The following is a 24,001-nucleotide window of genomic DNA, read 5'->3' on the forward strand; positions in this document are numbered from 1 at the left end:
CCCGAGAACGAAGGAGCGCGATGCGAAACCCTGGAAACATCCTGATCACCGGCGGTGCTTCCGGTCTCGGCGCCGCAGTCACCACCGCGGTGCTCGAACACGGGGGCCGCCCCCTCGTGATCGACCGGGACCAGCCCGAGACCACGGTCGATTTCGTCCGGGCCGACCTCGCCGATACCGCCGCCGCCGACAATGCCGTGCGCGAACTCCTCGACACCGCCGACGGCCGGATCGACGGTGTCTTCACCGCCGCCGGAACCGACGCCTGCGGGCCGCTCGACCAGGTGCCCGCCAAGGATTGGGAACGGGTGGTCCAGGTGAACCTGCTGGGCACGGTGGCCGTGGTCCGCGCGGCGCTGCCCGCGCTGCGGCAGCACCGGGGCACGGTGGTCACCTGCGCCTCCACTCTCGGCCTCCGCGCCGCGAGCGATGCGACCGCCTATTGCGCGTCGAAATTCGGGGTCATCGGCTTCACCCGGGCGCTCGCCGCCGAAACCGCGGGGGAGGTCGGGGTGACCCTGCTCGTCCCCGGCGGAATGCGCACGGCGTTCTTCGACGGGCGCGCCGAGAAGTACAAGCCGCCACCGGACGCGAAACTGAACCGGCCGGCGGATGTCGCGAATACGGTGCTGTTCGCGCTGGGCCGGCCGCCCGGATGCGAGGTCCGCGAGCTCGTGGTCTGCGCCTCGGAAGAGGGGTCGTGGCCCTGAGCGGCACGATTCTCGTACTGCGCGCGCTCGGCCTGGGCGATCTGCTGACCGCGGTGCCCGCCCTCCGGGCGCTGCGCGCCGCCCGGCCGGACGACCGCCTGGTGCTGGCCGCCCCGGAACCACTGCGCGGACTGGTCGATCTGATCGAGGCGGTGGACGAGCTGTTGCCGACGCCTGGGCTGGGTGCGCTGCGCCGGCCGCCCGAACCACCACATCTGGCGGTCAATCTGCACGGCCGGGGCCCGGAGAGCATCCGTGACCTGGCGGCGACCGAGCCGGGCGCGCTGCTGACCCATCGACATCCCGATTTGCCGGACCGGCCCGGACCGGCCTGGCGTACCGACCTGCACGAGGTCGACCGCTGGTGCCGGCTGCTGGAGTACACGGGCATCCGAGCCGATCCCACCGCACTCGGGCTGCGCCCGCCGCCGACACCCACGCCGGTACCGGACGCGATCGTGATCCACCCGGGCGCGGCCTACCCCGCCCGGCGCTGGCCACCCGAACGTTTCGCGCGCGTGGCCCGCGAACTCGCCGCCGACGGCCGCCCGGTGGTGGTCACCGGTTCCGCGGAAGAGGTGCCGCTGGCACAGGCGGTCGCCGGCCGGGCCGGGCTCCCGGACTCCGCGGTGTACGCGGGACGCACCGATCCGGCCGGGCTGGCCGCACTGGTCGCCGGCGCGGCACTGGTCGTCTGCGGCGATACCGGCATCGGACATCTCGCGACCGCGTTCGGTACGCCCTCGGTACTGCTGTTCGGTCCTACCTCGCCGGGCGCCTGGGGGCCGCCGCCCACCGCCGAGCGTCATATCGCGTTGTGGGCGGGGCGTCTCGGCGATCCGCACGGCAATCGTCCGGATACCGGGTTGCTCATGGTGCGACCCGAACGCGTGCTGGGCGCCGCGGCCGAGGTCATCGGAAAGGGGGCACATCATGGGTAGCCGTGTCGGTGTGGTCGGTGCCGGATATGTGGGACTCACCAGTGCCGCCTGTCTGGCCCACCTGGGTCACCATGTGATCTGTCTCGACAACGACGAGAACAAGATCGAACACCTGCGTGCGGGCCGGGTGCCGATCGTGGAGCCGGGGCTACCGGAGCTGGTCCGGGCGGGACTCGACGAAGACCGGCTCGTCTTCACCACCGACCCGGAGTCGCTGGCCGAGGCCGAAGTGGTCCTGCTGTGCCTGCCCACCCCCAAAGGTGACGGCGGGGCGGCCGATCTGGGTGTGCTCGACACCGCTCTCGCCGCGCTGTCGACGGTGCTGCGGCCGGATTGCACCCTCGTCACCAAATCCACTGTGCCGGTGGGGACGGCGGCCCGGCTCGCCGCCCGCCCCGGCCGCGCCGGAGCGGCGGTGGTGAGCAATCCCGAATTCCTCCGGGAAGGCCGTGCGGTACAGGATTTCCTGCGGCCCGACCGCGTGGTCATCGGCGCCGCGGAGCAGGACGCGGAATCCGCCGACCGGGTCGAAGAGCTCTACGCCGGAACGGGTGCCGCGGTATTGCGCTGCGATACGGCCGGCGCGGAACTCGCCAAATACGCCAGCAACGCTTTTCTGGCGGTGAAACTGTCGTTCGTGAACACGCTGGCCGAATTGTGTGAACGCGTGGGCGCCGATATCACCGAGGTCACCGGCGCGATGGGGATGGACGACCGGATCGGACCGGATTTCCTCGCGCCCGGACCCGGCTGGGGCGGCTCCTGCCTGCCCAAGGACACCCACGCCCTGCTGCGCGCCGCGGAATCGGCGGGCGTGGACTTCGCCATCCTGCGCGATGCCGTACGCGCCAACGACCGGCAGCACGCCATGGTGTTGCGCAAGGTGCGGCGCGCGGTCACCGGTTCGGTCGACGGTTCGCTGGCCGGGGCCCGCATCGGCGTGCTGGGGCTCGCGTTCAAGGCCGGAACGGGAGATTTACGCGACTCCCCCGCGGTCGCGGTGGCGCGCCAGCTCTGCCGGCACGGCGCCACCGTGACGGCCTACGACCCGTGCGTCCCCGGCAGCACCCCCGGCCTCGGTCCGGTACAGGTGGTGGACGACCCGTACCTGGTCGCGGAGGGCGCCGCCGCGCTCGTGATCCTCACCGAATGGCCCGAATTCCGCGCCCTCGACTGGTCGCGGTTGAAGGCCCGAGCCGACCGGGCGGTCATCGTGGACAGCCGCAACCTGCTGGACCGCGCCGCTCTGCACGGAACCGGTTTCGAGGTGGTGGGTATCGGTACCGGTGACCGGTGACCGGTACCGACGGGCCACCGGTATCCGGCGGGCGGCGGCACCGGGCGGGTAGTGTAGGGGTGACGACGGGTTCACGTTCGCCTTGAGACTCCAGGGTCGGCCCGGCCACGATGCGTAGTGCATCTCGACTGATCCAGGTTCTCATGAAACCAGTCAAATTTTCCGCTGCACCTCCCACGTCCGCTTCACCGCCGCCGTCCAGATCGCCCGGTGACCAGCTGATCTTCCGGACTCTCCGGCGCGGCGAAATCGTCGTTCTCGCCGTCCGCGGCGAAGCGGATGCGTTCACCCTCGCCCTGTGGCGGCGAAAGGTGCGCGAGGCGGTCGATACGGCGACCACCGGGTGCGGCGCGCTGATCGTCGATGCCGCCAGGCTCGGTTTCCTGTCATTGCGCACACTGGAGGCGCTGGCGGTGGACGCGGAGCAATACCGCCGCGACGGCGTGGAAGTATGCCTTGTCACCGGTGACCCCCGTATCGCGCGTTTCGCCGGCACCGACCCCCGCACCGCGAGCCTGCCCATCCGCTCCACCGTCGTCGCGGCGGTGACCGCGCTGCGGCCGCGGTCGGAAACCGCCACCCCGGGACCGGGCCGGTTTCGAGCCCCGCTCATCACCCGGGACGAGCCGGGAATCGACCGGCCCGCCTATTTCGCCGGCGAGATCGTCGCCGGATCCGCGGCCGGTATCCCGGGCGCCGTGATCGGTACAGCCCTGCCACGCCGCCGGTAATTCGCAAGCCGCTCGTCGGCGACCCCGGCCGGAGACCCGATGGTCTCCGGCCGGGGTAACTTTTCGGTCTCCCGCCGGTAGCCCGCCGGCCGGTCGAGCACCGCCGAACCGGTGCCCCGCGACGTAGGGTGGAAGGCGGGCGTGGCCCCGGCGAGAGCATGCGGCGACGCCGCCGGCCGGGGATGCGGCCGGCACCTGCTGCGGAAGGTGCTCCCGACCATGGCGACCAGTGCACAACCCGGCCCCGGCGACGGTGTGGCGGCGGTAACCGCCGAGCAGTCCCGGATCCCGGCGGACCTGGCCGAGCGGTTGGGCGATCTGGCCCGGTACCTGGAGTCCCGGGCGGATGTGGCGGCCACCCTGCAGGGCATCATCGATACCGCCGTGGATACCGTGCCGGGCGCGGCCTACGCGGGAATTTCGGTGATCGCCCGGCGGCGGGTGATGGATACGCCGATCGTCTCGGCAGCCCTCGTCGAAGAGGTCGACCATGCCCAGACCGAGTTCGAGCAAGGCCCCTGCCTGGACGCGCTGTACGAACGGCACATCGTGGCACTGCCCGATACCGCCGGCGAAGTGCGGTGGCCGCGGTTCGCCGCGCGCGCCGCCGAACTCGGTATCGGCAGTATGCTGTCGTTTCAGCTCTACGTGCTCGGCGACGATCTCGGCGCCCTCAATCTGTACGCGCGCGTGCCCCGCGCCTTCGGCGCCGATTCCGAACGCGTGGGACGGCTCTTCGCCGCCCACGCCGGCGTGGCGATGGCCACGGCACAGCAGGTTTCGCAGTTGAAGCACGCCATCGACACCCGCGACCTGATCGGTCAGGCCAAGGGGATCCTCATGGAGCGGTACAAGCTGACCGCAGAACAAGCCTTCGCCCTGCTGGTGCGCGCCAGCCAGCACAGCAATACCAAGCTCACCGAAATCGCTTCCTACCTCTGCCGCAGCGGCGAGCTGCCCACCGGCCGGTAGCCCGGGCCGCGAGGGTGCGGCGTCGTCCGGACCCTACTGTGCACCGGCCCACAATCCTTCAGCCGCACTGAAGGAGGTGCTAGGCTTCAGCTCACCTGAAGGTCGAGAGGGAGCTGTCTATGCACAACCTGCTGCTGTCAATCCATGTCCTGGCAGCGATCGTTTTCATCGGCGGATCGGCCGTGGCCACCAGCCTGTTCCCCCGCTACGCGCCGGTGTCGGGAACCGTCCACGCGACGCCGGAACGTCAGCACGCCGTGGCCGCCGTCCTGCACCGGATCACCGGTACCTACGCCCGGCTCGGCCTGACCGTCCCCGTCGTCGGCATCGTCCTCGCCACGCTCCAGCACCGCATGGGCGAGATCTGGATCACCACGGCGATCGTTCTCACCGCGGCCGCCGCCGCAGTCATCATCACGATGATCCACCCGATGCAGCGCCAGGCCCTCGCCGAGCCCGACGACGGGCGACGACTGCGCACACTCGGCATGCTCACCGGCGGCTACAACGTGCTGTGGCTCATCGTCGTGGTGCTCATGATCGTCCGCCCCGGTGCCGCCTGACCCGGCACGATCGGCGAGAAGGTCACCGTGCCCACCACCCGGCGATATGAGGACGAACTTCCGTGAGCATCCGCCACTACCTGTACCGCGCACCCTCCCTCTCCGCACGAGAGGCGATCGACGCCGTCCGCGACGGAGCATTGATCGTGGATGTGCGCCGGCAGTTCGAATGGAATCGCACCCACATTCCCGGTGCGGTCCACCTACCGCTCGAACAGTTGACGACAGAATGCGAACAATTGCCCGACGATCGGCTTCTGATCACCTTCTGCACCGGCGGTCTGCGGTCCTACGGCGCCGCGAATCTCCTCGTCGAATACGGCTTCGAGGCCAAGAACATGTCGGGCGGCCTGGTCGAATGGCGTGCCGCCGGCGGCGCGCTCGAGGCAGGTGGGCGACCGGGCCGGTGACGGCCGCCGGCGCCGGCCACCGCAGGGTGTGCGGCGTCGAGACCCCGGACACCCAGGCGTGATAACTCCGATTGTCAGCAATCGGACGGCCACTGCTTTCTTACCGCGTACGGGCCGAACCCATTGATATCGGTTCCAGCGCATGTGGATGCGCGCTGCCGATACTTTCGACTTCCATGCGCCGACCTGCCAACGTTCCGCAAATACCGGAACTGCGCATTCTCTGTCAACGGTGGTTAAGTTCTCGTTGATCGTCTCCTCTCACAGCCCGGAAAGTGATCGAATGATCTGTACCGGAGGAGAACAGTAGTATCGTCCGGGCCCGCGCCCAGGAGGTTGTCACCGTGACCGAGACCAGCGGCGCCACGCTGCGTCCGTCCGCACTGGACCGGTTGGTCCAGCTCGACGAAAACGAGGCACTGTCCGCCGAAGACGTGCGGTCCGCGGCGCGCGAGCTAGGCCTGGCCGAGGGGCAACTACACCAGTGGCTGACATTCCACCGAGCGCGGCGGACCCCGCTCGCGCCCCAGAAGGTACCCGAACCCGCCACTCGCATAATGGGTTACCGGGACGCCGAACCCCGGGACCGGGTCGCCGACGTCGTACTGACCACCGGTGACGACGCACTCCCCCGGATACCGGACAGCGATGTCACCACATTCCGCGCCGACGCCCACCGCGAGCTGACCGCGCCGGAATTCGCCCGTCTCGACGCGGTCTACACCGAAGGTATCGACGCGACCTGCCGCTGGCTCGCCGCGCGCACCGGCCGTCCGTGCGTACACCACCCGGGCGGCACCGGCGCGGCGATACCGTTCGGTGAACCCGGGACCGCCGGATACTTCTGGGATCGTTCGCTGTCGACCACCCGCCCCGGGCTGCCCGAAGCGAACCATCCCAGCGACCGGCGCGAAATCCTCGGACTGTACCGTTTTCTCGGCGAGCTCGTCTGCGGCAGCCCGGGCCGTGGGCACACCGTTGCCCGGCTGCGCGGGGCACAGGCGGGCTTCCTGCTGCACGGTATGCGACTGAACCTGCCGCCCGACCTCAACTACTCGGTGGGGCCCGGGTTGACCACCGTGTGCGTCGACGACGGCACCCTCGGCCGGATCCGGGCGCGCACCGCGAGCCCGGTCGACGCGGCGGCCCTCGCCACGGCGTTGTGTACCGGCGCCACCACGGTGGAACTCGGTTCGGTGCCGTGTACGGGACTCACCCGCGACGGACTCGTCTTCACCGGGCCGATCGGTTACGCACAGCCCGCCGACCTGTACGTATGGGTTCTACCGAGGTCGGTGCGGACGCTGTTGCACGAGGCCCGCGACTACCAGGAAGCCCGCCCGGAGCCCGTGTCGAAACTGTTCGCCGGCGGCATCGGCGGTGCCGGTCGCCGCCTGCGCCAGACCGCCGCGCGGTGTGCGGTGACGATGCCGGAGCTCCATCACTGGCATCACAGCTGGATCCGCGGGGCCGGGTTGCTGCGGGGGGCCGAATCGCCGGAGCCCGTGTACAACACCGATCTGTTGTTCGCGCTGCGGCTCTCGCCGAATCCCGCGCCGCCGCGAACTCGCTCGGTCTGATACCACGGCGGGACGCTTCGAGTTCGTCGTCCGGGCGCACGGGGAGTCACCCGGACCACGGGCCTTCCGGCACCGGCAGGGAGCCGGCGGTGTGCGCGGGTACGGAAGGCACGGTGGGCCCTCCGCGCCCGGGAAGGACTGACGACAGCGCCCCGAGCACATCGGCCGTCTGGTCCGCGGGACCACCGCGGGTGTGCGCGGCCACCGTGAAACCCGGGCCGAAAGACGCGGAGGCGACCTCCTGTGGCGGGGCATCCGCCCAGCCCCATTTGGTGCCCTGGACGCCGGGTAGCGTGGCCGTACCCCAGTTCTGTTCGGTGCCGTCGGCGGCGCGGGGTGCGGCGGTGGCCATCCAGGACAGGATCGGGGAGGCCGGATCGGCGCGCAGTTTGGCGTCGAGGAAATCGGCCACGTCGGCGGTACTGGTGGTGGAACTGCCCCAGTTCGCGCCCGGCCGGGTTTCCGCCAGCCCGTACTCCGCGGCGACCATCGCGATGGCCCCGGGGTATTTCGCCGCCACCGCGTCGGCGGCCGCATCGTCGGAATACCGGATCATCCGCTCACCGTGGGCGAGGTCACCGGCCGAACCGTCACCGTGGCGCAGTGCGTAATCGGTGAGGTAGAGCTTGGCCAGCGACAGCGCGCTGCGCACCTGGTGCTCGTCGGCGGTGCCCCAGCTCAGGCCGGTGAGCGATCGGACCGAGATGGCGGTGCGTGGTGCGGGCTCGCCCGCGGCGGTGGGTGGGACCGGGTCGGGTACCGGCGCCGCCTGCGCGACGGGCGGTCCGAGAGCGCAACAGGTGACGAGTGCGGCGAAGGCAAGGGCGCGGTAGTCCATGGCCTCTCCCGGCGTCGGTGCGGGCACGGTCGGCCCGCGTCATCGACCACTTTCCCCAGGGCACGGCGCACAAACTCCGGTCACGACTCAGCGCGGTAACAGTCGGTGAACGGTAGATCCGCCCCGGCGCGGTGGTCAGACCCGGCCGGCCGCCGTCACCGCCGGCATACCGGCCCGCGGGCGCCGTGCGGCACCGCACAGGAGTGCCGCCACCACACACAACCCCGCGGCCACGAAGAAGGCGAGGTCGTAGGAACCATGGGCGTCGCGAAGGTACCCCGCGCCGAACGCGGCCACCGCGGCACCGAGCTGGTGCGCGGCGAAGACCCAGCCGAACACCACCGGAGTCGAGGCACCGAACCAGCTGCGGCAGATCGCGATCGTCGGCGGCACGGTGGCCACCCAGTCGAGACCGTAGAAAACGATGAAAACCCAGGTGCTCGGCTCGGCATTCGGGGAGAGCAGTGCCGGCAGCAGGAGCAGTGACGCCCCTCGGCCGAGGTAGTAGATCACCAGCAGTAGGCGGGGATCCACGCGATCGGTGAGCCAGCCGGAGAACACCGTGCCCGCGACGTCGAAGATCCCGATGGTGGCCAGCAGCGACGCGGCCACGGTGACCGGCATACCGTGATCGTGCGCGGCGGGTATGAAATGCGTGCCGATCAATCCGTTCGTCGTCATCCCGCAGATGGCGAAACTGCCCGCCAGCAACCAGAACGCGGGAATCCGGGCGCCCTGCGCCAGCCCGGCCAGCGCCGCTGTGAAGGTGCCGCCCGGCAGTGGTTCGGCGGCGGGCTCGGATTCGCCGCCGTAGGCGGTGAGGCCCATATCGCCGGGCCGGTCCCGGATGAACAGCACGACCAGCGGGATCACCGCCAGCGCCGCGAGGGTCACGATGATCGAGGCCCAGCGCCACCCGAACGCCTCGGTGACCCCCGCGACCAGGGGCAGGAACACGAGCTGGCCCGTCGCGCTCGCCGCGGTGAGCACCCCGGTGACCAGCCCGCGCCGGGCCACGAACCACCGGGTCGAGACGGTCGCGACGAAACCCATCGAGAGGGACCCGGTACCGAGCCCCACCAGCACACCCCACAGCAGCACCAGCTGCCAGCTCGCGCTCATGACCGTGCCCACACCGGTCCCCGCGGCGATCAGCAGCAGCGCACCGGTGAGGACCGGGCGCACGCCGAACCGGTCCATGAGCGCGGCGGCGAACGGCGCGGTGACGCCGAACAGCACCATGTTCACCGACATCGCGGCGCCGATCGTGGCATGCGACCAGCCGAATTCCTGGTGCAGCGGCGTCATCATCACACTCGGTACCGCCCGGAACCCGGCGGCGCCCAGGATCGCCACGAAACTGACGCCCGCGACGATCCAGGCGAAATGCAGTCGCGGCCGCCGACCGGCGCGCGCGACCGCGGCGCCGGGATCGATCTTCGTCATCACGATGATCAGCTTCCGGTAGCCGCCGCCGCGCCACCAGTGGCAGAATCGACAATATGCGTGAAGATCGTGCCAACGGCGGTGCTCTCCGGCGCCCGCATACCGTGGCCGTGCTGTTGCTCGATCCGGTGGTCGGTTTCGACGCGACCATCCCGTCCCTGGTGTTCGGCGAGGCCACCGACGAGAACGGCAACCCGCTCTACCGGGTCGTGACGTGCTCCCTCGACGCCGGGCCCGTACCGGCCACCGCGGGCTACTCGATGGTCGCCGCGGCCGGGCCGGAAGCGCTCGCCACCGCCGATACGGTGATCCTGCCGGGCACCAGGTACCGCGCCGCCCGCGCCGGCGGCGAACTCGGCCCCGCCCTCGCCGCGGCACTGGCCACGGTGCCCGCCGGGGCCCGGATGGTGTCCATCTGCACGGGCGCTTTCGTCCTCGCCGCCGCGGGGGTCTTCGACGGCCGCCGCGCCACCACCCACTGGCGCTACGCCGACGATTTCCGCCGGCTGTTCCCGGCGGTCGAACTCGACGAAACCGTGCTGTTCGTGGACGAGGGCGCGGTGCTCAGTTCGGCGGGCCTGGCGGCCGGAATCGATCTGTGCCTGCACATCATCCGCCGCGACCACGGCGCCACCGTGGCCAACCGGGCCGCTCGATACTGCGTCGTACCGCCCTGGCGCGAGGGCGGGCAGGCCCAGTTCATCGAACATCATGTGCCCGGACCCGACGACCTCAGCACCGCCGCGACCCGGACGTGGGCGCTGACCCGGCTGGCCGAGCCGCTCGGCGTCGCGACCCTCGCCGCGCACGCGCGGATGAGCCCGCGAACGTTCAGTCGCCGGTTCCGGGCCGAGACCGGACTGTCCCCGGGCGCCTGGCTCCGCGACCGCCGGTTCGACCTGGCACGGGAACTGCTGGAGTCGGCGGATATCCCGGTGGACGAGGTCGCGCAGAGGTCCGGGCTCGGATCACCGGACAACCTGCGCCATCATATGCGGCGCGGTCTGGGAATGTCGCCCTCGGCGTATCGGAGGACGTTCGCCGGACCATGACCGGTGGTATCCCCCGCCGCTGGGAATGCGCCCGGATCCGTGCGGGTAGATTGCCCCCGTGGCCGGGACGCGCAGCACGGAACAGCAGGACCACCATCGATGCCCATAGATGTGCCGACCGCGACCGGGCTGGTGATCCCGGCGCAGGAGTTCCGATGGGACGAGGGCGATGCGCGGCGCTATCGGCACGCTGTCGGCCAGCCGCACCGGCAGACCGGGCTCCTGCCCACCTTCGCCATGACCGCACCCGGCGCCTTCGGTGTCGCCTCCCCGGATTTCTATCACCGGCAGCCACCGGAGATCCGCTTTCCCGGTCTCCGATTGCAGCTGGCCACTCTGCTGCAGCAGGAGCAAGAACTGCGGGTACACGCCCGGATACCGGAGTCCGGAACCGCCTGGTGCCACAGCCGGGTACTCGATATCGAGAATCGCGGTTCCGCCGCGGTTCTGGTGCAGCGCACCGACCTCGTCGGGGCCGACGGGGTGACGCTGGTTTCCGGGATTTCCCGGATCCATGCGCGCGGCGAGGGTACCGCCACCAGGCCTGCCGTCCGTCCGGCGGACCCGCCCGTCCCGGCCCGTCCCGCGGACGTGGAGGTCGTCGTCCGTACCGACGACCAGCAGGCCGTGTGGTACCAGCGCTGCGGGAAGAACAACTCGATGCACGGCAATGTGCACACCGATACGACCTTCGCCCGCGCGGCCGGTCTGGATCGTCCGATCATGCAGGGGGTATGTACCTACGCGATGGTCTGCGCGGCGCTGGTCGACGCCCTCCTCGACGCGGATATCGCCCGCGTGCACACCTACACCGGACGATTCACCGGCATCGTGTTCCCCGGCGAATCACTGTGCACGCGGGTCTGGACCGGCGACGGTGCACACCACTACCGCACCACCGTTCCCGAACGCGGGGACGAGCCCGTACTGACGGGTGTCCTGCGCACCGGATGAGGATCTCGGCCCTCACCCCGAGACCAGGAACGCGGCGATCTCCATCGCTACAGCGTGGGCGTTCTCGATGTGCAGATGGTGTCCGCCGGGAAGCGTGACCTGGCGCAGCTTCGGGACGATGCCGATCCGCGCCGGATAGTAGGGCTCCACCAGCGCGGTGCGCTCGGCCGCCACCAGTAGTGTGGGCGCGGTGATCCCGCCCAGGAAGGCCAAAACCTGCTCCTCGGCGAGAGTCGGCGTGATACCGCGATTGAGCCGCACGTCGTGGCGCCAGGAGAATCCCCCCGCTACTTCGATCAGATCCCGCGCCACCAGCAGTTCCGCCGTGTCGAGGAGAATATCGGCGAGCTGGACCCGGGTTTTCACGGCGTGTATCCGGCTGCGGTACACCGGATGCCGGTCGCCACGGAGATAGGTGTCGAGATACCGGGCGATGCCGGACACCGCCTGGTCCGGGCCCGCGGACAATGGCCCGATGGCGTCGATGAGTATCAGCCGATCGACCTTGTCCGGATGGATTCCGGCGACGAGCGAGGACACCGCGCCGCCGAGCGAATGACCGATCAGCCGGAACCGGTCCCAGCCCTGGGTGTGGGCCAGTTCGAGTACGCAGGCCGCGTAATCGAGGTAGCCACAGGTGACCGATGGCACCGGGTCGGACAGCCCGTGGCCGGGGAGGTCGATCGCGATCAGGTCCACGCCGCCGAGGTGTTCGGCCAGCGGATCGAATCCGGCGCAGTTGTCCAGGATGCCGTGCAGGCACAGCACGGGCAGTCCACTACCGCCCCGCTGGCGCCGGCCGCGCACGGTGATACCGGCCTTCGGTAGCGGGAAGGACACCTCGTCCATCGTGGTCACCGGCGGTCCAGCCGTTCCAGCACCAGGTCCGACAACTGCAGCACACTCGGGCCCTTCATCAATTCCATGATCGTGACCTTGGTCGCCAGCTCCCGTTCCAGCCAGGCGCTGATCTCCACCGCGAGCAGCGAATCCAAATAGTCCATCAGCGGCATGTTCTCGTCCAGCGTGTCGAGCGGGATACCGAGCACGGCGGCCAGGCGAATTTTCAGCGCGCCACTCAGCAGTTCGGCGCGATCATCCGCGCCGCAGCCGTCCAAATGCTGCCGCAGCGAACCACCCACGGTAGCGGCGGCCGTTCCGGTGGCCCGGGCGGCCAGCCGCTCGTAGCGGGGATGGGTCTGCGGGGTGATGCCGTGATGACCGAAGAACTGCGCCCAGTCCATCGGCAGGACTCCGACCTGCGCGGCGGTACCGGACCACAGTGTCGTCAGCGCCCGATAGGCGGCTTCGGCAGTGAACCCGCGCATCCCGGTCGCGGCCACGAAACGGCCGATATCGTCGTGCCTGGCCACGTAGCCGGTATCCGAGATCGCGCCCCAGTTCACCGACAGCGCCACCTGGCCACGCGCCCGTCGCGTATGGGCCAGCTGATCGAGGAAAGCGTTGGCCACCGCGTAGTTGCCCTGTCCCCGGTTACCCACCATCGAGGTCGCCGACGAGAACAGCACGAAGGCTTCCAGGGGCAGACCGGCGGTCAGCTCGTCGAGGTACTGCGCCCCGAAAGCCTTGGCCGCCAGCACTCTGCGTACTCGCTCGGCGTCCAGATCGGCCAGCAGCGCGTCGTCCAGCACCATCGCGCAGTGCAGCACCCCGCGCAGCGGCGGCAGCCGGTCCTCGATCCGGTCCAGGACAGCGGCCAGCTCGGCGCGCGCGGAGACATCCGCGGCCTCGACCGTCACCTGTATGCCGCGGTCGCGCAGGGCCTCGACCCGCGCCGCCTGTTCCTCGCCACCGATCCCGGAACGGCCGAGCAGGACCAGGCTGCGCACCCCGGAGGCCGCCAGCGCCTCCGCCATCGCCAGCCCGAAACCGCCGAGACCGCCGGTGACCAGCCAGGTACCGTCGAACGAGGGCGTCCGAGGCGGCCGGACCACCGCGACATCCCGTTCGCTCATCGCCAGCACCACCTTGCCGACATGACGAGCGGCGGCCAGATGCCGGAACGCCGCCTCGGTCTGCGCGGGATGGAAGACCCGGTACGGCAGCGGCCGCAGCTCGCCGGAGTCGAAACGCCGCATCAGCGCACGGAACACCGTCTTCGTCGCTTCCGGTCGGTCCACCAGTAACTGCCGCAGATCGAAGGCGAAGTAGGTGAGATTGCGCAGGAACGGACGTAAACCCATCCTGCGGTCCTGCAGCAGATCCCGTTTGCCCAGTTCGACGAAGCGCCCATAGGGGGCCAGGCAGGCCAGACTACGCGCGGCCCCTTCCCCGGCCAGGGAGTTCAGCACCACATCGACACCCGCGCCCCCGGTCGCCGCGCGGATCCGGTCGGCGAAATCCAGTGAGCGCGAATCGAACACTTCGCGGACCCCGAGTGTACGCAGCAGGTCGCGTTTGGCGGGACTGCCGGCGGTCGCGAACACCTCGGCGCCGGCCGCGCGGGCGATCTGCACGGCGGCCAGACCGGTGCCGCCGGTGCCGGCGTGGATCAGGACCCGCTCCCCCGCACCGATCCGGGCGAGTTCGTGCAGGGCATACCACGCGGTGAGGAAGACAATGGGGAGCGATCCGGCGGCGTCGAAGCCGAGCGTCTCCGGTTTCGGGACCACATGGTCCGCCGAGACGGTGAGGTGGGTGGCGAGACTGCCCTGTGCCGGGCTGACCGCCACCACCGCCGCACCCACACGCAGATCCCGCACCCCACTGCCGACCCGGGTGATCACCCCGGCGCATTCGGCACCGAAACGCGGCTCGGTGGCCGATTCCAGCGGCGGGATCTGACCGAGTGCGATCATCACGTCCAGGAAGTTCAGCCCGGCCGAGACCACTTCGATCTCGACTTCCCCGGCCGCGGGCGCGATCCGGTCACGCTGGTGGTATCCCAGTGAGTCCAGCGCGCCCGGTGCCGCCGAGGTCAGCAGGAAGCCGTGCTCCCGCGGCACGGCCACGCCGGAAACCGACTCCGGTCGCGGCGACCAGGTTTCGAGTCGGCGGACGAACCGTTCACCACCGCGGACCAGAACTTCGCGTTCGCGCCCGTCGGCGAGTATCTCGGCCCGGACGGCGGCGAGGTCTCCGGATGCCGGTTCGATGTCCAGGTCCAGCGCGGTGAATCGCAACCGCGGCAGTTCCACGGCCACCACCGCCGCCAGGCCCCATACCGCCGCACCGGCGGGGTCGGTGTGCGTACCCCGGAAGGCATGCGCGCCCCTGGTCACTTCGATCACCCGCGGCCATTCCGAATGCTCCTCGCGGCAGACCCGGCGCAGCAGTTCGAGCACGGCGAGGGTCGTCGCGGTGAGCTCCTCCTCGAAGGGACCACCTCGGCCACTGCGCATATCGATGATCGCGGCGGGCGCCACTTCGCCGAGGTCGATATCGTCCGGGCCGCGCACCACGACGGCGCGGCCGCCGTGCTGTTCTACATCGCCGGCCAGCTCTTCGGCCAGCGGATCGCTGTCGGCGAGGACGAGCCAGGTGCCCGGCGGCTCCGCGAGAACCGCGGGGGCCGCCGGCACCAACTGTTCGGCGGCCGTACGGGCCACGATCACCGACTGCGATCCGGCGCCGGAATGCGCCGGATCCCCCAGCACCACCACCTCATCGAAATCCAGCGACCGCAGCAGGTCTTCCCAGCCCGCCGCTGCCAGCAGCGGTGTCTCCGGTCGCACGCGCTGATCCCGGAACGACCACCAGCCCTCGGTGAGACCGAAGGTCAGATCCAGCCAGCGGTTGCCCGGGGTCGCCTCCAGCAGCATGAGCATTCCACCCGGTGCGAGCATGTCCTGCAGGTAGAGCAGCGTTTTCTTGGCATCGGCGGTCGCGTGCACCACATCGGAGGCCACCACCAGATCGAACGCTGCGGGATCGATGCCCTGCGCAGCCGGATCGTGTTCGATATCCAACACCCGGTAGTCCACGAAATCGTGGGCGGCGAAACGTTCCCGGGCCGAGGCGAGGAACGCCGGCGAGATATCGGTGAAGACGTACTCGGAGCGGTCGGCGGGCAGCACGGGCAGCAGGCTCGCGGTGAGCCCGCCGGTGCCGCCACCGACTTCCAATACGCGGATGGTGCGCCGCGGATCGGCGGAGCCGGCCAGCCGGCGCAGCACCTCCCGTCCCAGCACGTTGTAGAACCGGGCGATCGGCGAATTCTGATAGATGGCCTCGAGGTCCACCAGGGACCCGTCGGCGAACAGTAGCTCGATCGGATCGGCGGTGCCGGTCAGCACCTCGTACAAGCACGGCCCGGTCCGGCGCAGCAGCAGTAATTCCCATGCGCAGGAGGGATGTTCGGCGAACAGGGCTGCCCACTGCGCCTCCGCGTCGTCGGCGTCCGTCGCGGTGCGGTGGTACTGCTCGCCGCTCACGCGCAGTGTGCCGTCGTCGACGAGCAGCCGCAGCAAACCGTCGAGGGCGCGGCGATATTTCGGGAGCAGACCGGGAAGCTCCGCCACCGTGAACTCGTCCGCGGGTCCGAACGCGTCCAGGCAGCGGGCCACATAGGTCGCGCACAACCTGGCGATACCGCGCTGGTAGCCGGTGGCGTAGGCGGCGCTGCCGAGCCGCTGCGACAGCAGACCGGCCAGCGGGGCGATCTCGGCGGCGAGTGCCGTGGGATCCGCGGTGAACGCGCTGCGCTCAGGCGGCGTCACCGGACCGGCCGACCGCCATTCGAGCGAGTAGAAGTGCTCATCCAGACCGGCGGCCTCGCTGTCGGTACGCGCACGCACCGCCTTACCGGACAGCGAGGTGTACTCGGCGACCACCGCGCCCGAATCATCGAGCAGGTAGATATCGACGAGCAGGGTGTCGTCGTTCTTGCGCGGCCGGGTGTAGCACCACACCGGCAACTCGACCCGGTCGTACACCCGGACCCGCTCGATACCGGTGGGCAAGTAGCTGATCGGCAGCAGGCGGCCGGGATACCGTGGTACCGGGTGCAGGATCGCGCTCTGGAAGCAGGCGTCGAGCACCGCGGGATGGAACAGATAGCCGTCACCGCGGCGGCGCAGTACCCGCGGGACCTGGATTCGGGCGAGCGCCTCGCCCGGTCCGATATCTATCCGATCGATACCGCAGAAAGCGGGCCCGTAGGCATAGCCGCTCTCGGCGAAACGGCCGTACACATCGATGGCTTTCGCGGTGGCTGTGCACCGTGCGCGGATCGCGGCCAGGTCGAAGAGTTCGGTGCTCGCGGCGCCGGAGTCCAGGACATGGAAGCGCCCGCGCGCATTGCGCAACCAGGTATCCCCGCGCACCGAGCGCTGATGGAATTCGAAGGTCCCGTCCTCCGGGTCGAGTTCGAGCCGGCTGATCTGCGGTTCGTCGGACAGCACGCACGCTCGCTCGAACTCCACGAACTCCAGCGCGCACGACTGTCCCGTCGCCTCGGCCGCCGCGGCCAGGGCTGCCTCGATGTAGGCGGCGCCGGGCACGATCACCGAACCGAATACCTCGTGCTCGCGGACCCAGGACAGCCGGTGGTCGTCCCAACTGATCTCCCAGCTCGGCCGGGCACCGTCCACCGGTTTGAGCATCGGATGGTGCTGCCCACCGGTCCGGTAACGCTGCGAGACCGCACTCTCGTTCCAGAACGACTGTCTGATCCACGGATTCTTGGGCACATCCAGTACCGGAACACCGGCCGGATGGCGCCGCTGCCAGTCCACCGCACCTCCACCGGTGTAGAGCCTGGCGAAAGTATCCAGGAATACCGCCCAGTCGTCCTTCTTCCGCATGAGCGACGGCACGATGGTGGCCTCGGCGGAGATTTCGGTGACCGAATTGGCCAGTACCGGATGCGGGCTCAACTCGACGAAAGTGTCGTAGCCGTCCGCCAGCATCGCGCGGATCGCCGATTCGAACAGCACCGGTTGCCGGAAGTTGCGCCACCAGTACTCGGTGCCGAGTTCCGACCCTTCGATACGGGCGCCGGTGAGCGTCGAGTACAGCGGGATCTCGGTCTCGGAATACGCGATCTCGCCGAGCGCGTCGAGTAGTTCCTCGCGCAGCGGGTCCATATCCCGGCTGTGACAGGCGCAGTTCACCCGCAGCAGCCGCGCGAAGACACCGCGATCGGCCAACTCGGTCGCCAGCGCCTCGAGCACCGGACGCCGCCCGGACAGAGTGCTCGCCTTCGGGCTGTTCAGCGCCGATACCCACACCTCGTCGGGGTGCTGCGCGGCCAGTTCCCCGGCCTGCGCCCCGGGGACCGCGACGAACATCATACCGCCGGTCGGATCTGCGCAGTCCTGGATCCGCGCCCGGTGACAGATCACCTTCAGCGCCTCGGACAGACTCAGGGCCCCCGAGACATGCGCGGCCGCGATCTCACCCATACTATGGCCGACCACCGCGTCCGGCTCGACACCCCAGGAACGCCAGAGCTCGACCAGCGCCACCTGCACGGCGAACATCGTCGGCTGCAGGTAGCGGGTCTCCCCGATACGCGACGAATCCTCGTCGGCGGTGAGCGCTTCGTGGATGGACCAGTCGATGTACCGGCGGGCCGTCCGGTCGCATTCGAGGATCTTGTCCCGGTACACCGGGGAGGTCTCCAGCAGGGTGCGGCCCATCGCGTACCACTGTGGTCCCTGCCCGTTGAAGACGAACGCGACCTTCCCGCCGCCGCGGCGCGCCTGGCCGGTGATCACCTCGCCCGCCCGCAGTTTCGCGGCGGCCTCCACCGTATCGCGGGCGACGACGGCCCCGCGGAATTCGTGATGACCGCGCCGCAGCGCCGTGACGGCACCGTAGGAGACCAGGTCATCGGCCGCGTCGAGAGCCTGCGCGTGCCGCGCACCCAGCTCATCGAGCGCTGCCGCACTGCGTGCGCTGAAAGTGAGCACGGTCGGTACCACGCCGGACTCGGGTCCGGTGGGCGCGGGCACCGATCCGGGGGCCTCGATCGCTTCACCCAGTACGACATTGGCGTTCGTACCGCCGAAGCCGAAGGAGTTGACGCTGGCGTAGGCCACCGGATGTCCCGTGGGCCACTGCTGCCCGGTCGCGGCAACCACGATCGGCAATGTCTCGAAGTCGATATCCGGATTTCCCGCACGGTAGTGCAGGCTGGGCGGCACCCGCCGATACCGCACACACAGGGCGGCCTTGATCAGGCCGGCGATACCCGCGGCGGCCTCGAGGTGACCGATATTCGTCTTGATCGACCCGAGCAGCGCGGCACGGCCCGGCGCGCGTCCGGTACTCAGCACCCGGCCGAGCGCGTTCGCCTCGATCGGGTCGCCCACCGGCGTACCGGTTCCGTGCGCCTCCACGTAGCCGACCTCGGCGGGTGCGACCCCCGCCGCCGCCAGCGCGGCACGGAAGTTGGCCTCCTGCGATTCACCGCTGGGCACCGTGATGCCCTGGGTACGGCCGTCCTGGTTGACCGCGCTGCCGTGGATCAGCGCATAGATCCGGTCACCGGCGGCGCGGGCGGCGCTCAGCGGTTTCAGTAGTACCAGCCCCACTCCCTCACCGCGTACATAGCCGTTGGCCGAGGCGTCGAACGCCCGGGACCGGCCGTCCGGTGAAAGCATGGCGGCTTGGCTGAGCGCGATACCGAACTGCGGTGTCAGCATCAGGTTCACCCCGCCGGCCAGGGCCAGTTCGCTCTCCCCGCGGCGCAGGCTCTCCACCGCCAAGTGCACCGCGACCAGCGACGACGAGCACGCCGTATCGATGGTCATACTGGGCCCGCGCAGGTCGAACGTGTAGGACAGGCGATTGGAGACGATGCTCATGAAGGTGCCGGTGGCCGAATGCGGGCCGAGCCCCTCCACCTCACCGGGTGCGGATTGGAGCGCACCGTAATCCTGGCTGCACGCGCCGACGAACACACCGGTCCGGGTGCCCGCGGCGGCGCCGGGCACCATACCCGCGTCTTCGAAGGTCTCCCAGGCCACCTCCAGCAGCTGCCGCTGCTGCGGGTCCATCTGTTCGGCGATACGTCCCGAGATTCCGAAGAAGGCGGCGTCGAAGGTGTCGACCTCGGCCAGATAGCCGCCCCGCCGCGCACTGATCCGCCCGGGCTGCTGTGGTTTCGGTGAATAGAACCGGTCGACGTCCCAGCGGTCGTCGGGGGTGGGTGTGATCGCATCTACGCCTTGCTCGAGCAGTTCCCACAGGTCCCCGGGTCCGGAGACGCCGCCGGGAAGCCGGCAACCGATGCCGACGATGGCCACGGGCTCGCCGTCGCTGTAGTTCATTGCTGCTCCAGATATTTGAAGGCGGCGAGCACCTGCGCCGTGGTGTAGACGTCCTGGGTCGCGCGAAACGAGCTGTAACTTTCGGTCTCCGGGTACGGGTAGCGGCCACCGAACCAGGAGCCGTCGTCACGGCGCCGGTCCAGCAGCCAGTCCACCGCGCGCCGCACCGGGGGTTCGGCGATCCCCATCCCGGTCTGGGCGAGGGTCATCAATGCGAGCGCGGTTTGCAGCTCGGATACCGACGGCTCCCCGCGGAATCCGGGGACCTCGGAGAACCAGCTGCCGTCCGGTCGCTGGTGTTTCAGCACGAAATCACGTGCTCGAGCCGCGGCGGCGTAGTTGCCGAATTGTACGAGCGCGGCAACCGCGGGGCGCATGAGGTAGTAATACGTGCAGTAGTAGTACCAGTTGATCCCGAAATGACCGTCGTCTGCCTGTTTATCAGCGAGAAAGTCGAGGGCTTCGTCGAGATTGTCCGGATCGACCCCGGCCTCATCGAGCGCGCACAGGGCAAACCCGGTTACCGAGGGCTCCAACTGAAATGCTCTGGGAATATGACTGTGCACTTCTTCCCAGGGCCCGTCCGTCAGCTGCCTGCTCCGCAAGAATTCCGCTTTTTGCCGGGCCCTTTCACCGTGCCCGAGGAGCGCCAGCGACGAAATGTACTCGCTGCTGGTCTCCGTACAGTACTCGGCGGGCCCGATCTCGGTCGCGCCCCAGCTGAGCATCCCGGTCGGCTTCTCACGACCGGCCAGAAAGGCGAGTATCCGATCGGTCACCGTGCGGAAGTCGGCAGATATGTCGCTCCGCCACAACGCGATAGCCTTCAGCGCGTTGACCGAGTCCCACTCCTGGAACACCAGGATCGACGGATCCTCGGCGATCGAGCCGTCCGGCTGCTGGACCGCGCGGAAGTACTCACAGGCCTCGGTCACGACTCGATGGACCGACAGTGAACGTTTCTCGAAATGAACGGAAAGCATGCCGATTAAAGAGGGAGGTTTTTCGGAAAATTGCAGCAGCCAGAAGTATTCTGATCGTTCATTCTCACTCCGCGCACCGCCGGGAACATTCTGACGGCGAACGGTACGCCGACATCGGCGAAGCTAACACAGCGCAACCGCCTGCGCGATTCCCAAAAATGGGAAGCAGCGAACTTGCGCAGACACACGAAATCGAGGAAAAGAGAGGCCCTTTGTCCGGCCCCGGGGCCTCTCGCGCCGGCATCGCGATACTTCTCCTCGGCATTCGAGCTACCGTTTGCGGCGCCGCATTCGGTGCGGTACGTTCCCGCTGCCGGAGGCGCTGATCCGGTGGATTTGGAGTCACGAAATGAGCCGTGGAGATTTCGGGCCGCGTCACTGGGTCGAGGTCACGACACTGGGCGATCTGCTGGATCGGCGGGCGCACGAACATCCCGGACGCGCCGCACTGGTCTTCCCGGATGCCGAGGTGACCTATGCGCAACTGTCGGCACGTGCCGACCTGCTCGCCCGCGGACTACTCGCCGCCGGGGTCGATATCGGCGATACGGTCGGAATTCTGCTGCCCAACTGCCCCGATTCCCTTGCCGCGCTCATCGCGGTGACGCGCATCGGTGCCCTGCCGGTCCCGATCAACAGCCGGTTCAAGGAACACGAACTCGCTCAGGTGGTGAACCACTCCCGGATGCGACTGCTTCTCGTCCATTCCGGCACGCCGGTTCCCGATCCGGTACGGCAGCAGTCCGAGCGGCTCCGCGAGGTGATCCAGCTGGGTACGGGCGAACCGCCTTCGGGCGTCCGCGGCGAAAGCGAATTCCTCGACGCGGCAGCGGAGCTGGAACCCGGCGCCGTTCGCGAGCGCAGCCGCTACGTCCGCGTCCGCGATACCGCGGTGGTCATGTACACCTCCGGCACCTCCGCCAGCCCGAAGGGCGCCATGATCAGCCACGAGGCGCTGATCCGCTTCGCGTCCGGCGCCGCGCACTCCCGGCTCGAACTCGTGGACGACGACCGCGTGTGGACACCACTGCCGCTGTTCCACATCGGCGCTGTCGCCTTCGCGATCGCCAGCATCTACGCCGGGTGCACCTACTGTCATGTCGGCCTCTTCAGTCCGGCCGCCGCGCTGGAACAACTGGAGACGCAACGCGCCACGGTCGCCCTGCCCGGCTTCGAGACGGTGTGGCTGCCGGTGCTGAACCATCCCGACTTCGCGACCAGCGATCTGTCGGCACTGCGCCTGGTGATGACCGTCGGTGTCCCCGAACGTGTCCGCGAGATGGCACACCGTCTTCCGCACGCCGTGCAGGTCTCCTGCTTCGGGATGACCGAGGCGTCCTCCTTCCTTTCGCTGAGCGAGCAAACCGATACCCAGGAGCAGCGCACCACCACCGGCGGCCGGCCCCTGCCCGGAATGCAATGCCGGGTGGTCGATCCCGAGACGGGGCTCGACCTGCCACCCGGTTCGGAAGGTGAATTGCTGTTCCGTGGGACCAACTGCTTCGACGGCTACCTGCACGATCCGGAACTGACCGCGAGATGTTTCGACGACAAGGGCTGGTTCCACACCGGTGATGTAGCGGTGATGGACGCCGAGGGCCGGGTTACTTTCGTGAGCCGCCTCAAGGACATGCTGAAAGTGGGCGGCGAGAACGTCTCCGCGGTCGAGGTGGAGGATTTCCTGCTCCGCCACCCCGCGGTTCATATCGTGCAGGTGGTCGCCGCGCCGGATTCCTACTACGTCGAGGTCCCGGCCGCCTTCATCGAACTCGTGCCGGGCGCGACGGTCACCGAACAGGAGATCATCGACTACTGCCTCGGCAGCATCGCGACTTATCGAGCGCCGCGCTACGTACGGTTCGTCGACGAATGGCCCATGTCGGGTACCAAGATCAAAAAGTATGTCTTGCGCGAACGTATCCGGGACGAACTGGCCGACCGAGGTATCGACCGCGCCCCGAAGCTACACGCACCGCAGGAGATCCGATGAGCGGTGAATTACGCACCATCACCCGGCTGTACCGGAACTCACTGCGCCTGCACACCTCCACGCTGCTGGGCGATCCCGTGGCATCGGTGCTGAATTTGCCGCGGGGCAGCGACGGCCACGCCCACTACGAGCGAATCCGGGCCCGCGGTGATCTGGTTCGCGGGCGCAGCGGATTGTGTATGTCCGCCTCACACACAGTGTGCAACGAAGTACTGCGCGACAATCGGTTCAGGGTCGCGCCCACCTCCGCAGTCCGGCTGAAGCTGCGTCCACTGCCGGGGCAGCGGACCGATTTCCTGGTGCACCCGCTCGACGACTCCCTCGCTTCCGCGAACCCACCGGAGCACACCGCGCTGCGCAAACTCGTTGCTCCGCTGTTCGGTGCCGCGCAGCTACGCGCACGCCGTGAATTCGTCGAAGAACTGGTCGAGCGACAGCTGGACACTCTCGACAGCGGGGAACCGGTGGATCTCATCGATGCCTTCGCGCTGCGCATCCCGAGCCTGGTCATCGCCGAGCTGCTCGGTCTCCCGGCTGCCGACCATGATCATTTCGCGCGCTGGGGAATCGAATTCGGCGCGACAGTGGACGGAGCCCGGGGCGCACGCGAGCGCCGGCGCACTGGAGTGCTGCTCGCCGAGCTCACCGACTATTTTGCGGCGGCGGTCGCGAAACGGCGGGCCGAGCCCGGCGCGGATCTGATCACTGCGCTCGGCGGCGCGGTCGAGGATGGCGCGATGACCGAAGCCGGGCTGGTGGCGACCTGCCAGGCACTGCTCATCGGCGGATTCGTCACCACCGCCAATATCATCGGCAACGCGGTGATCGCGCTGTCGCACAATCCCGAACAGCACGAGATGTTCGCCGCCGACCCAGGGCTGGCCGGTGCCGTGGTGGAGGAGACGCTGCGGTGGGAAGCCCCGGCACAGTACAGCGTCCGAGTGGTGGGCGAGCCACTCGAACTGGCCGGTCGTCAGCTGACCAAGGGCACCCCCGTGGTGGCCCTGCTGGCTGCCGCCAACCGCGATCCAGCGGTGTTCACCGACCCCGCCCGCTTCGATATCACCCGGCCGAACGCACGGGAACATCTGGCGTTCGCGGCCGGTGTGCACTACTGCCTGGGCGCGGGGCTGGCCCGGATGGAGGGTGAGATCGCGTTGCGCGGCCTCTACCGCCGTTTCCCCCGGGTGCGAGCGGTGGGCGCGCCCGTGTACTGCCCGTCCCGGGTCATTCGCGGCCCACGGCACCTGCTCGTGCGCACAGACGACTGAATCCCCTTCTCCGGTGACGGGTGGCT

Annotated in this window: 17 protein-coding genes; 12 read left to right on the forward strand and 5 right to left on the reverse strand. The window is 69.1% G+C overall.

Annotated elements, in window-relative coordinates:
• The first annotated feature begins 20 nt into the window (after nucleotides 1-20).
• From AB0H42_RS18115 to AB0H42_RS18150, 8 genes are all read left to right on the forward strand, one after another.
• Nucleotides 21-710: an SDR family oxidoreductase gene (locus AB0H42_RS18115; protein WP_357057073.1), complete on the forward strand. Its 690-nt coding sequence runs from the start codon at nucleotides 21-23 to the stop codon at nucleotides 708-710.
• Nucleotides 701-1,651 (forward strand): glycosyltransferase family 9 protein, encoded by a 951-nt coding sequence (locus tag AB0H42_RS18120; RefSeq protein WP_357057075.1) that lies wholly within the window; start codon nucleotides 701-703, stop codon nucleotides 1,649-1,651. The genes AB0H42_RS18115 and AB0H42_RS18120 overlap by 10 nt, the downstream gene beginning before the upstream one ends.
• On the forward strand, nucleotides 1,644-2,948 hold the full coding sequence (locus tag AB0H42_RS18125; RefSeq protein ID WP_357057077.1) for a UDP-glucose/GDP-mannose dehydrogenase family protein: 1,305 nt from the start codon (nucleotides 1,644-1,646) through the stop codon (nucleotides 2,946-2,948). Before AB0H42_RS18120 ends, AB0H42_RS18125 begins: the two co-directional genes overlap by 8 nt.
• 143 nt (nucleotides 2,949-3,091) lie before the next feature.
• Nucleotides 3,092-3,679 (forward strand): STAS domain-containing protein, encoded by a 588-nt coding sequence (locus AB0H42_RS18130; RefSeq protein WP_357057079.1) that lies wholly within the window; start codon nucleotides 3,092-3,094, stop codon nucleotides 3,677-3,679.
• A 219-nt stretch (nucleotides 3,680-3,898) separates the two neighbouring features.
• The gene (locus AB0H42_RS18135; protein ID WP_357057082.1) at nucleotides 3,899-4,651 is read left to right on the forward strand and encodes a GAF and ANTAR domain-containing protein; all 753 of its coding nucleotides are present in this window, start codon (nucleotides 3,899-3,901) and stop codon (nucleotides 4,649-4,651) included.
• A 119-nt stretch (nucleotides 4,652-4,770) separates the two neighbouring features.
• Nucleotides 4,771-5,214 carry a hypothetical protein gene (locus AB0H42_RS18140; RefSeq protein ID WP_357057084.1) on the forward strand — a complete coding sequence of 148 codons (444 nt, stop codon included), beginning with the start codon at nucleotides 4,771-4,773 and terminating at the stop codon, nucleotides 5,212-5,214.
• A gap of 62 nt (nucleotides 5,215-5,276) precedes the next feature.
• Nucleotides 5,277-5,624, forward strand: a complete 348-nt coding sequence (locus AB0H42_RS18145) for a rhodanese-like domain-containing protein (RefSeq protein WP_357057086.1) — start codon at nucleotides 5,277-5,279, stop codon at nucleotides 5,622-5,624.
• A 344-nt stretch (nucleotides 5,625-5,968) separates the two neighbouring features.
• Nucleotides 5,969-7,204 (forward strand): hypothetical protein, encoded by a 1,236-nt coding sequence (locus tag AB0H42_RS18150; RefSeq protein WP_357057088.1) that lies wholly within the window; start codon nucleotides 5,969-5,971, stop codon nucleotides 7,202-7,204.
• 46 nt (nucleotides 7,205-7,250) lie between these two features.
• On the opposite strand, the gene AB0H42_RS18155 is transcribed toward AB0H42_RS18150, so the two are convergent.
• Both AB0H42_RS18155 and AB0H42_RS18160 read right to left on the reverse strand, forming a co-directional pair.
• The gene (locus AB0H42_RS18155; protein ID WP_357057090.1) at nucleotides 7,251-8,042 is read right to left on the reverse strand and encodes a hypothetical protein; all 792 of its coding nucleotides are present in this window, start codon (nucleotides 8,040-8,042) and stop codon (nucleotides 7,251-7,253) included.
• 135 nt (nucleotides 8,043-8,177) lie between these two features.
• Nucleotides 8,178-9,488, reverse strand: a complete 1,311-nt coding sequence (locus tag AB0H42_RS18160; protein ID WP_357057092.1) for an MFS transporter — start codon at nucleotides 9,486-9,488, stop codon at nucleotides 8,178-8,180.
• A 56-nt stretch (nucleotides 9,489-9,544) separates the two neighbouring features.
• Between AB0H42_RS18160 and AB0H42_RS18165 the strand changes: the two genes are divergently transcribed.
• Entirely contained in the window at nucleotides 9,545-10,540 is a 996-nt protein-coding gene (locus AB0H42_RS18165; RefSeq protein ID WP_357057094.1) for a helix-turn-helix domain-containing protein, read from the forward strand.
• 99 nt (nucleotides 10,541-10,639) lie between these two features.
• Nucleotides 10,640-11,494: a MaoC/PaaZ C-terminal domain-containing protein gene (locus AB0H42_RS18170; protein WP_357057096.1), complete on the forward strand. Its 855-nt coding sequence runs from the start codon at nucleotides 10,640-10,642 to the stop codon at nucleotides 11,492-11,494.
• Nucleotides 11,495-11,506: 12 nt separating this feature from the next.
• On the opposite strand, the gene AB0H42_RS18175 is transcribed toward AB0H42_RS18170, so the two are convergent.
• The 3 genes from AB0H42_RS18175 to AB0H42_RS18185 are packed head-to-tail and all read right to left on the reverse strand — an operon-like array spanning nucleotide 11,507 to nucleotide 20,666.
• The gene (locus AB0H42_RS18175; RefSeq protein WP_357057304.1) at nucleotides 11,507-12,343 is read right to left on the reverse strand and encodes an alpha/beta hydrolase; all 837 of its coding nucleotides are present in this window, start codon (nucleotides 12,341-12,343) and stop codon (nucleotides 11,507-11,509) included.
• Between the two features lie 5 nt (nucleotides 12,344-12,348).
• Nucleotides 12,349-19,731, reverse strand: a complete 7,383-nt coding sequence (locus AB0H42_RS18180; protein ID WP_357057098.1) for an SDR family NAD(P)-dependent oxidoreductase — start codon at nucleotides 19,729-19,731, stop codon at nucleotides 12,349-12,351.
• The gene (locus tag AB0H42_RS18185) at nucleotides 19,728-20,666 is read right to left on the reverse strand and encodes a prenyltransferase/squalene oxidase repeat-containing protein (protein WP_357057100.1); all 939 of its coding nucleotides are present in this window, start codon (nucleotides 20,664-20,666) and stop codon (nucleotides 19,728-19,730) included. The genes AB0H42_RS18180 and AB0H42_RS18185 overlap by 4 nt, the downstream gene beginning before the upstream one ends.
• A 397-nt stretch (nucleotides 20,667-21,063) precedes the next feature.
• On the opposite strand from AB0H42_RS18185, the gene AB0H42_RS18190 reads away from it, so the two are divergent.
• Nucleotides 21,064-22,704 (forward strand): AMP-binding protein, encoded by a 1,641-nt coding sequence (locus AB0H42_RS18190; RefSeq protein ID WP_357057102.1) that lies wholly within the window; start codon nucleotides 21,064-21,066, stop codon nucleotides 22,702-22,704.
• Nucleotides 22,701-23,975: a cytochrome P450 gene (locus AB0H42_RS18195; protein ID WP_357057104.1), complete on the forward strand. Its 1,275-nt coding sequence runs from the start codon at nucleotides 22,701-22,703 to the stop codon at nucleotides 23,973-23,975. The genes AB0H42_RS18190 and AB0H42_RS18195 overlap by 4 nt, the downstream gene beginning before the upstream one ends.
• Nucleotides 23,976-24,001 lie beyond the last annotated feature (26 nt).

This window comes from Nocardia sp. NPDC050799 (assembly GCF_040654015.1).
Lineage (GTDB): Bacteria > Actinomycetota > Actinomycetes > Mycobacteriales > Mycobacteriaceae > Nocardia.

Bases quoted from the DNA above. Each gene is read 5' to 3' on its own strand.
- AB0H42_RS18115 (WP_357057073.1), top strand. From the start codon at position 21: ATGCGAAACCCTGGAAACATCCTGATCACCGGCGGTGCTTCCGGTCTC.
- AB0H42_RS18125 (WP_357057077.1), top strand. From the start codon at position 1,644: ATGGGTAGCCGTGTCGGTGTGGTCGGTGCCGGATATGTGGGACTCACC.
- AB0H42_RS18130 (WP_357057079.1), top strand. From the start codon at position 3,092: ATGAAACCAGTCAAATTTTCCGCTGCACCTCCCACGTCCGCTTCACCG.
- AB0H42_RS18135 (WP_357057082.1), top strand. From the start codon at position 3,899: ATGGCGACCAGTGCACAACCCGGCCCCGGCGACGGTGTGGCGGCGGTA.
- AB0H42_RS18140 (WP_357057084.1), top strand. From the start codon at position 4,771: ATGCACAACCTGCTGCTGTCAATCCATGTCCTGGCAGCGATCGTTTTC.
- AB0H42_RS18155 (WP_357057090.1), bottom strand. From the start codon at position 8,042: ATGGACTACCGCGCCCTTGCCTTCGCCGCACTCGTCACCTGTTGCGCT.
- AB0H42_RS18160 (WP_357057092.1), bottom strand. From the start codon at position 9,488: ATGACGAAGATCGATCCCGGCGCCGCGGTCGCGCGCGCCGGTCGGCGG.
- AB0H42_RS18165 (WP_357057094.1), top strand. From the start codon at position 9,545: ATGCGTGAAGATCGTGCCAACGGCGGTGCTCTCCGGCGCCCGCATACC.
- AB0H42_RS18170 (WP_357057096.1), top strand. From the start codon at position 10,640: ATGCCCATAGATGTGCCGACCGCGACCGGGCTGGTGATCCCGGCGCAG.
- AB0H42_RS18175 (WP_357057304.1), bottom strand. From the start codon at position 12,343: ATGGACGAGGTGTCCTTCCCGCTACCGAAGGCCGGTATCACCGTGCGC.
- AB0H42_RS18180 (WP_357057098.1), bottom strand. From the start codon at position 19,731: ATGAACTACAGCGACGGCGAGCCCGTGGCCATCGTCGGCATCGGTTGC.
- AB0H42_RS18190 (WP_357057102.1), top strand. From the start codon at position 21,064: ATGAGCCGTGGAGATTTCGGGCCGCGTCACTGGGTCGAGGTCACGACA.
- AB0H42_RS18195 (WP_357057104.1), top strand. From the start codon at position 22,701: ATGAGCGGTGAATTACGCACCATCACCCGGCTGTACCGGAACTCACTG.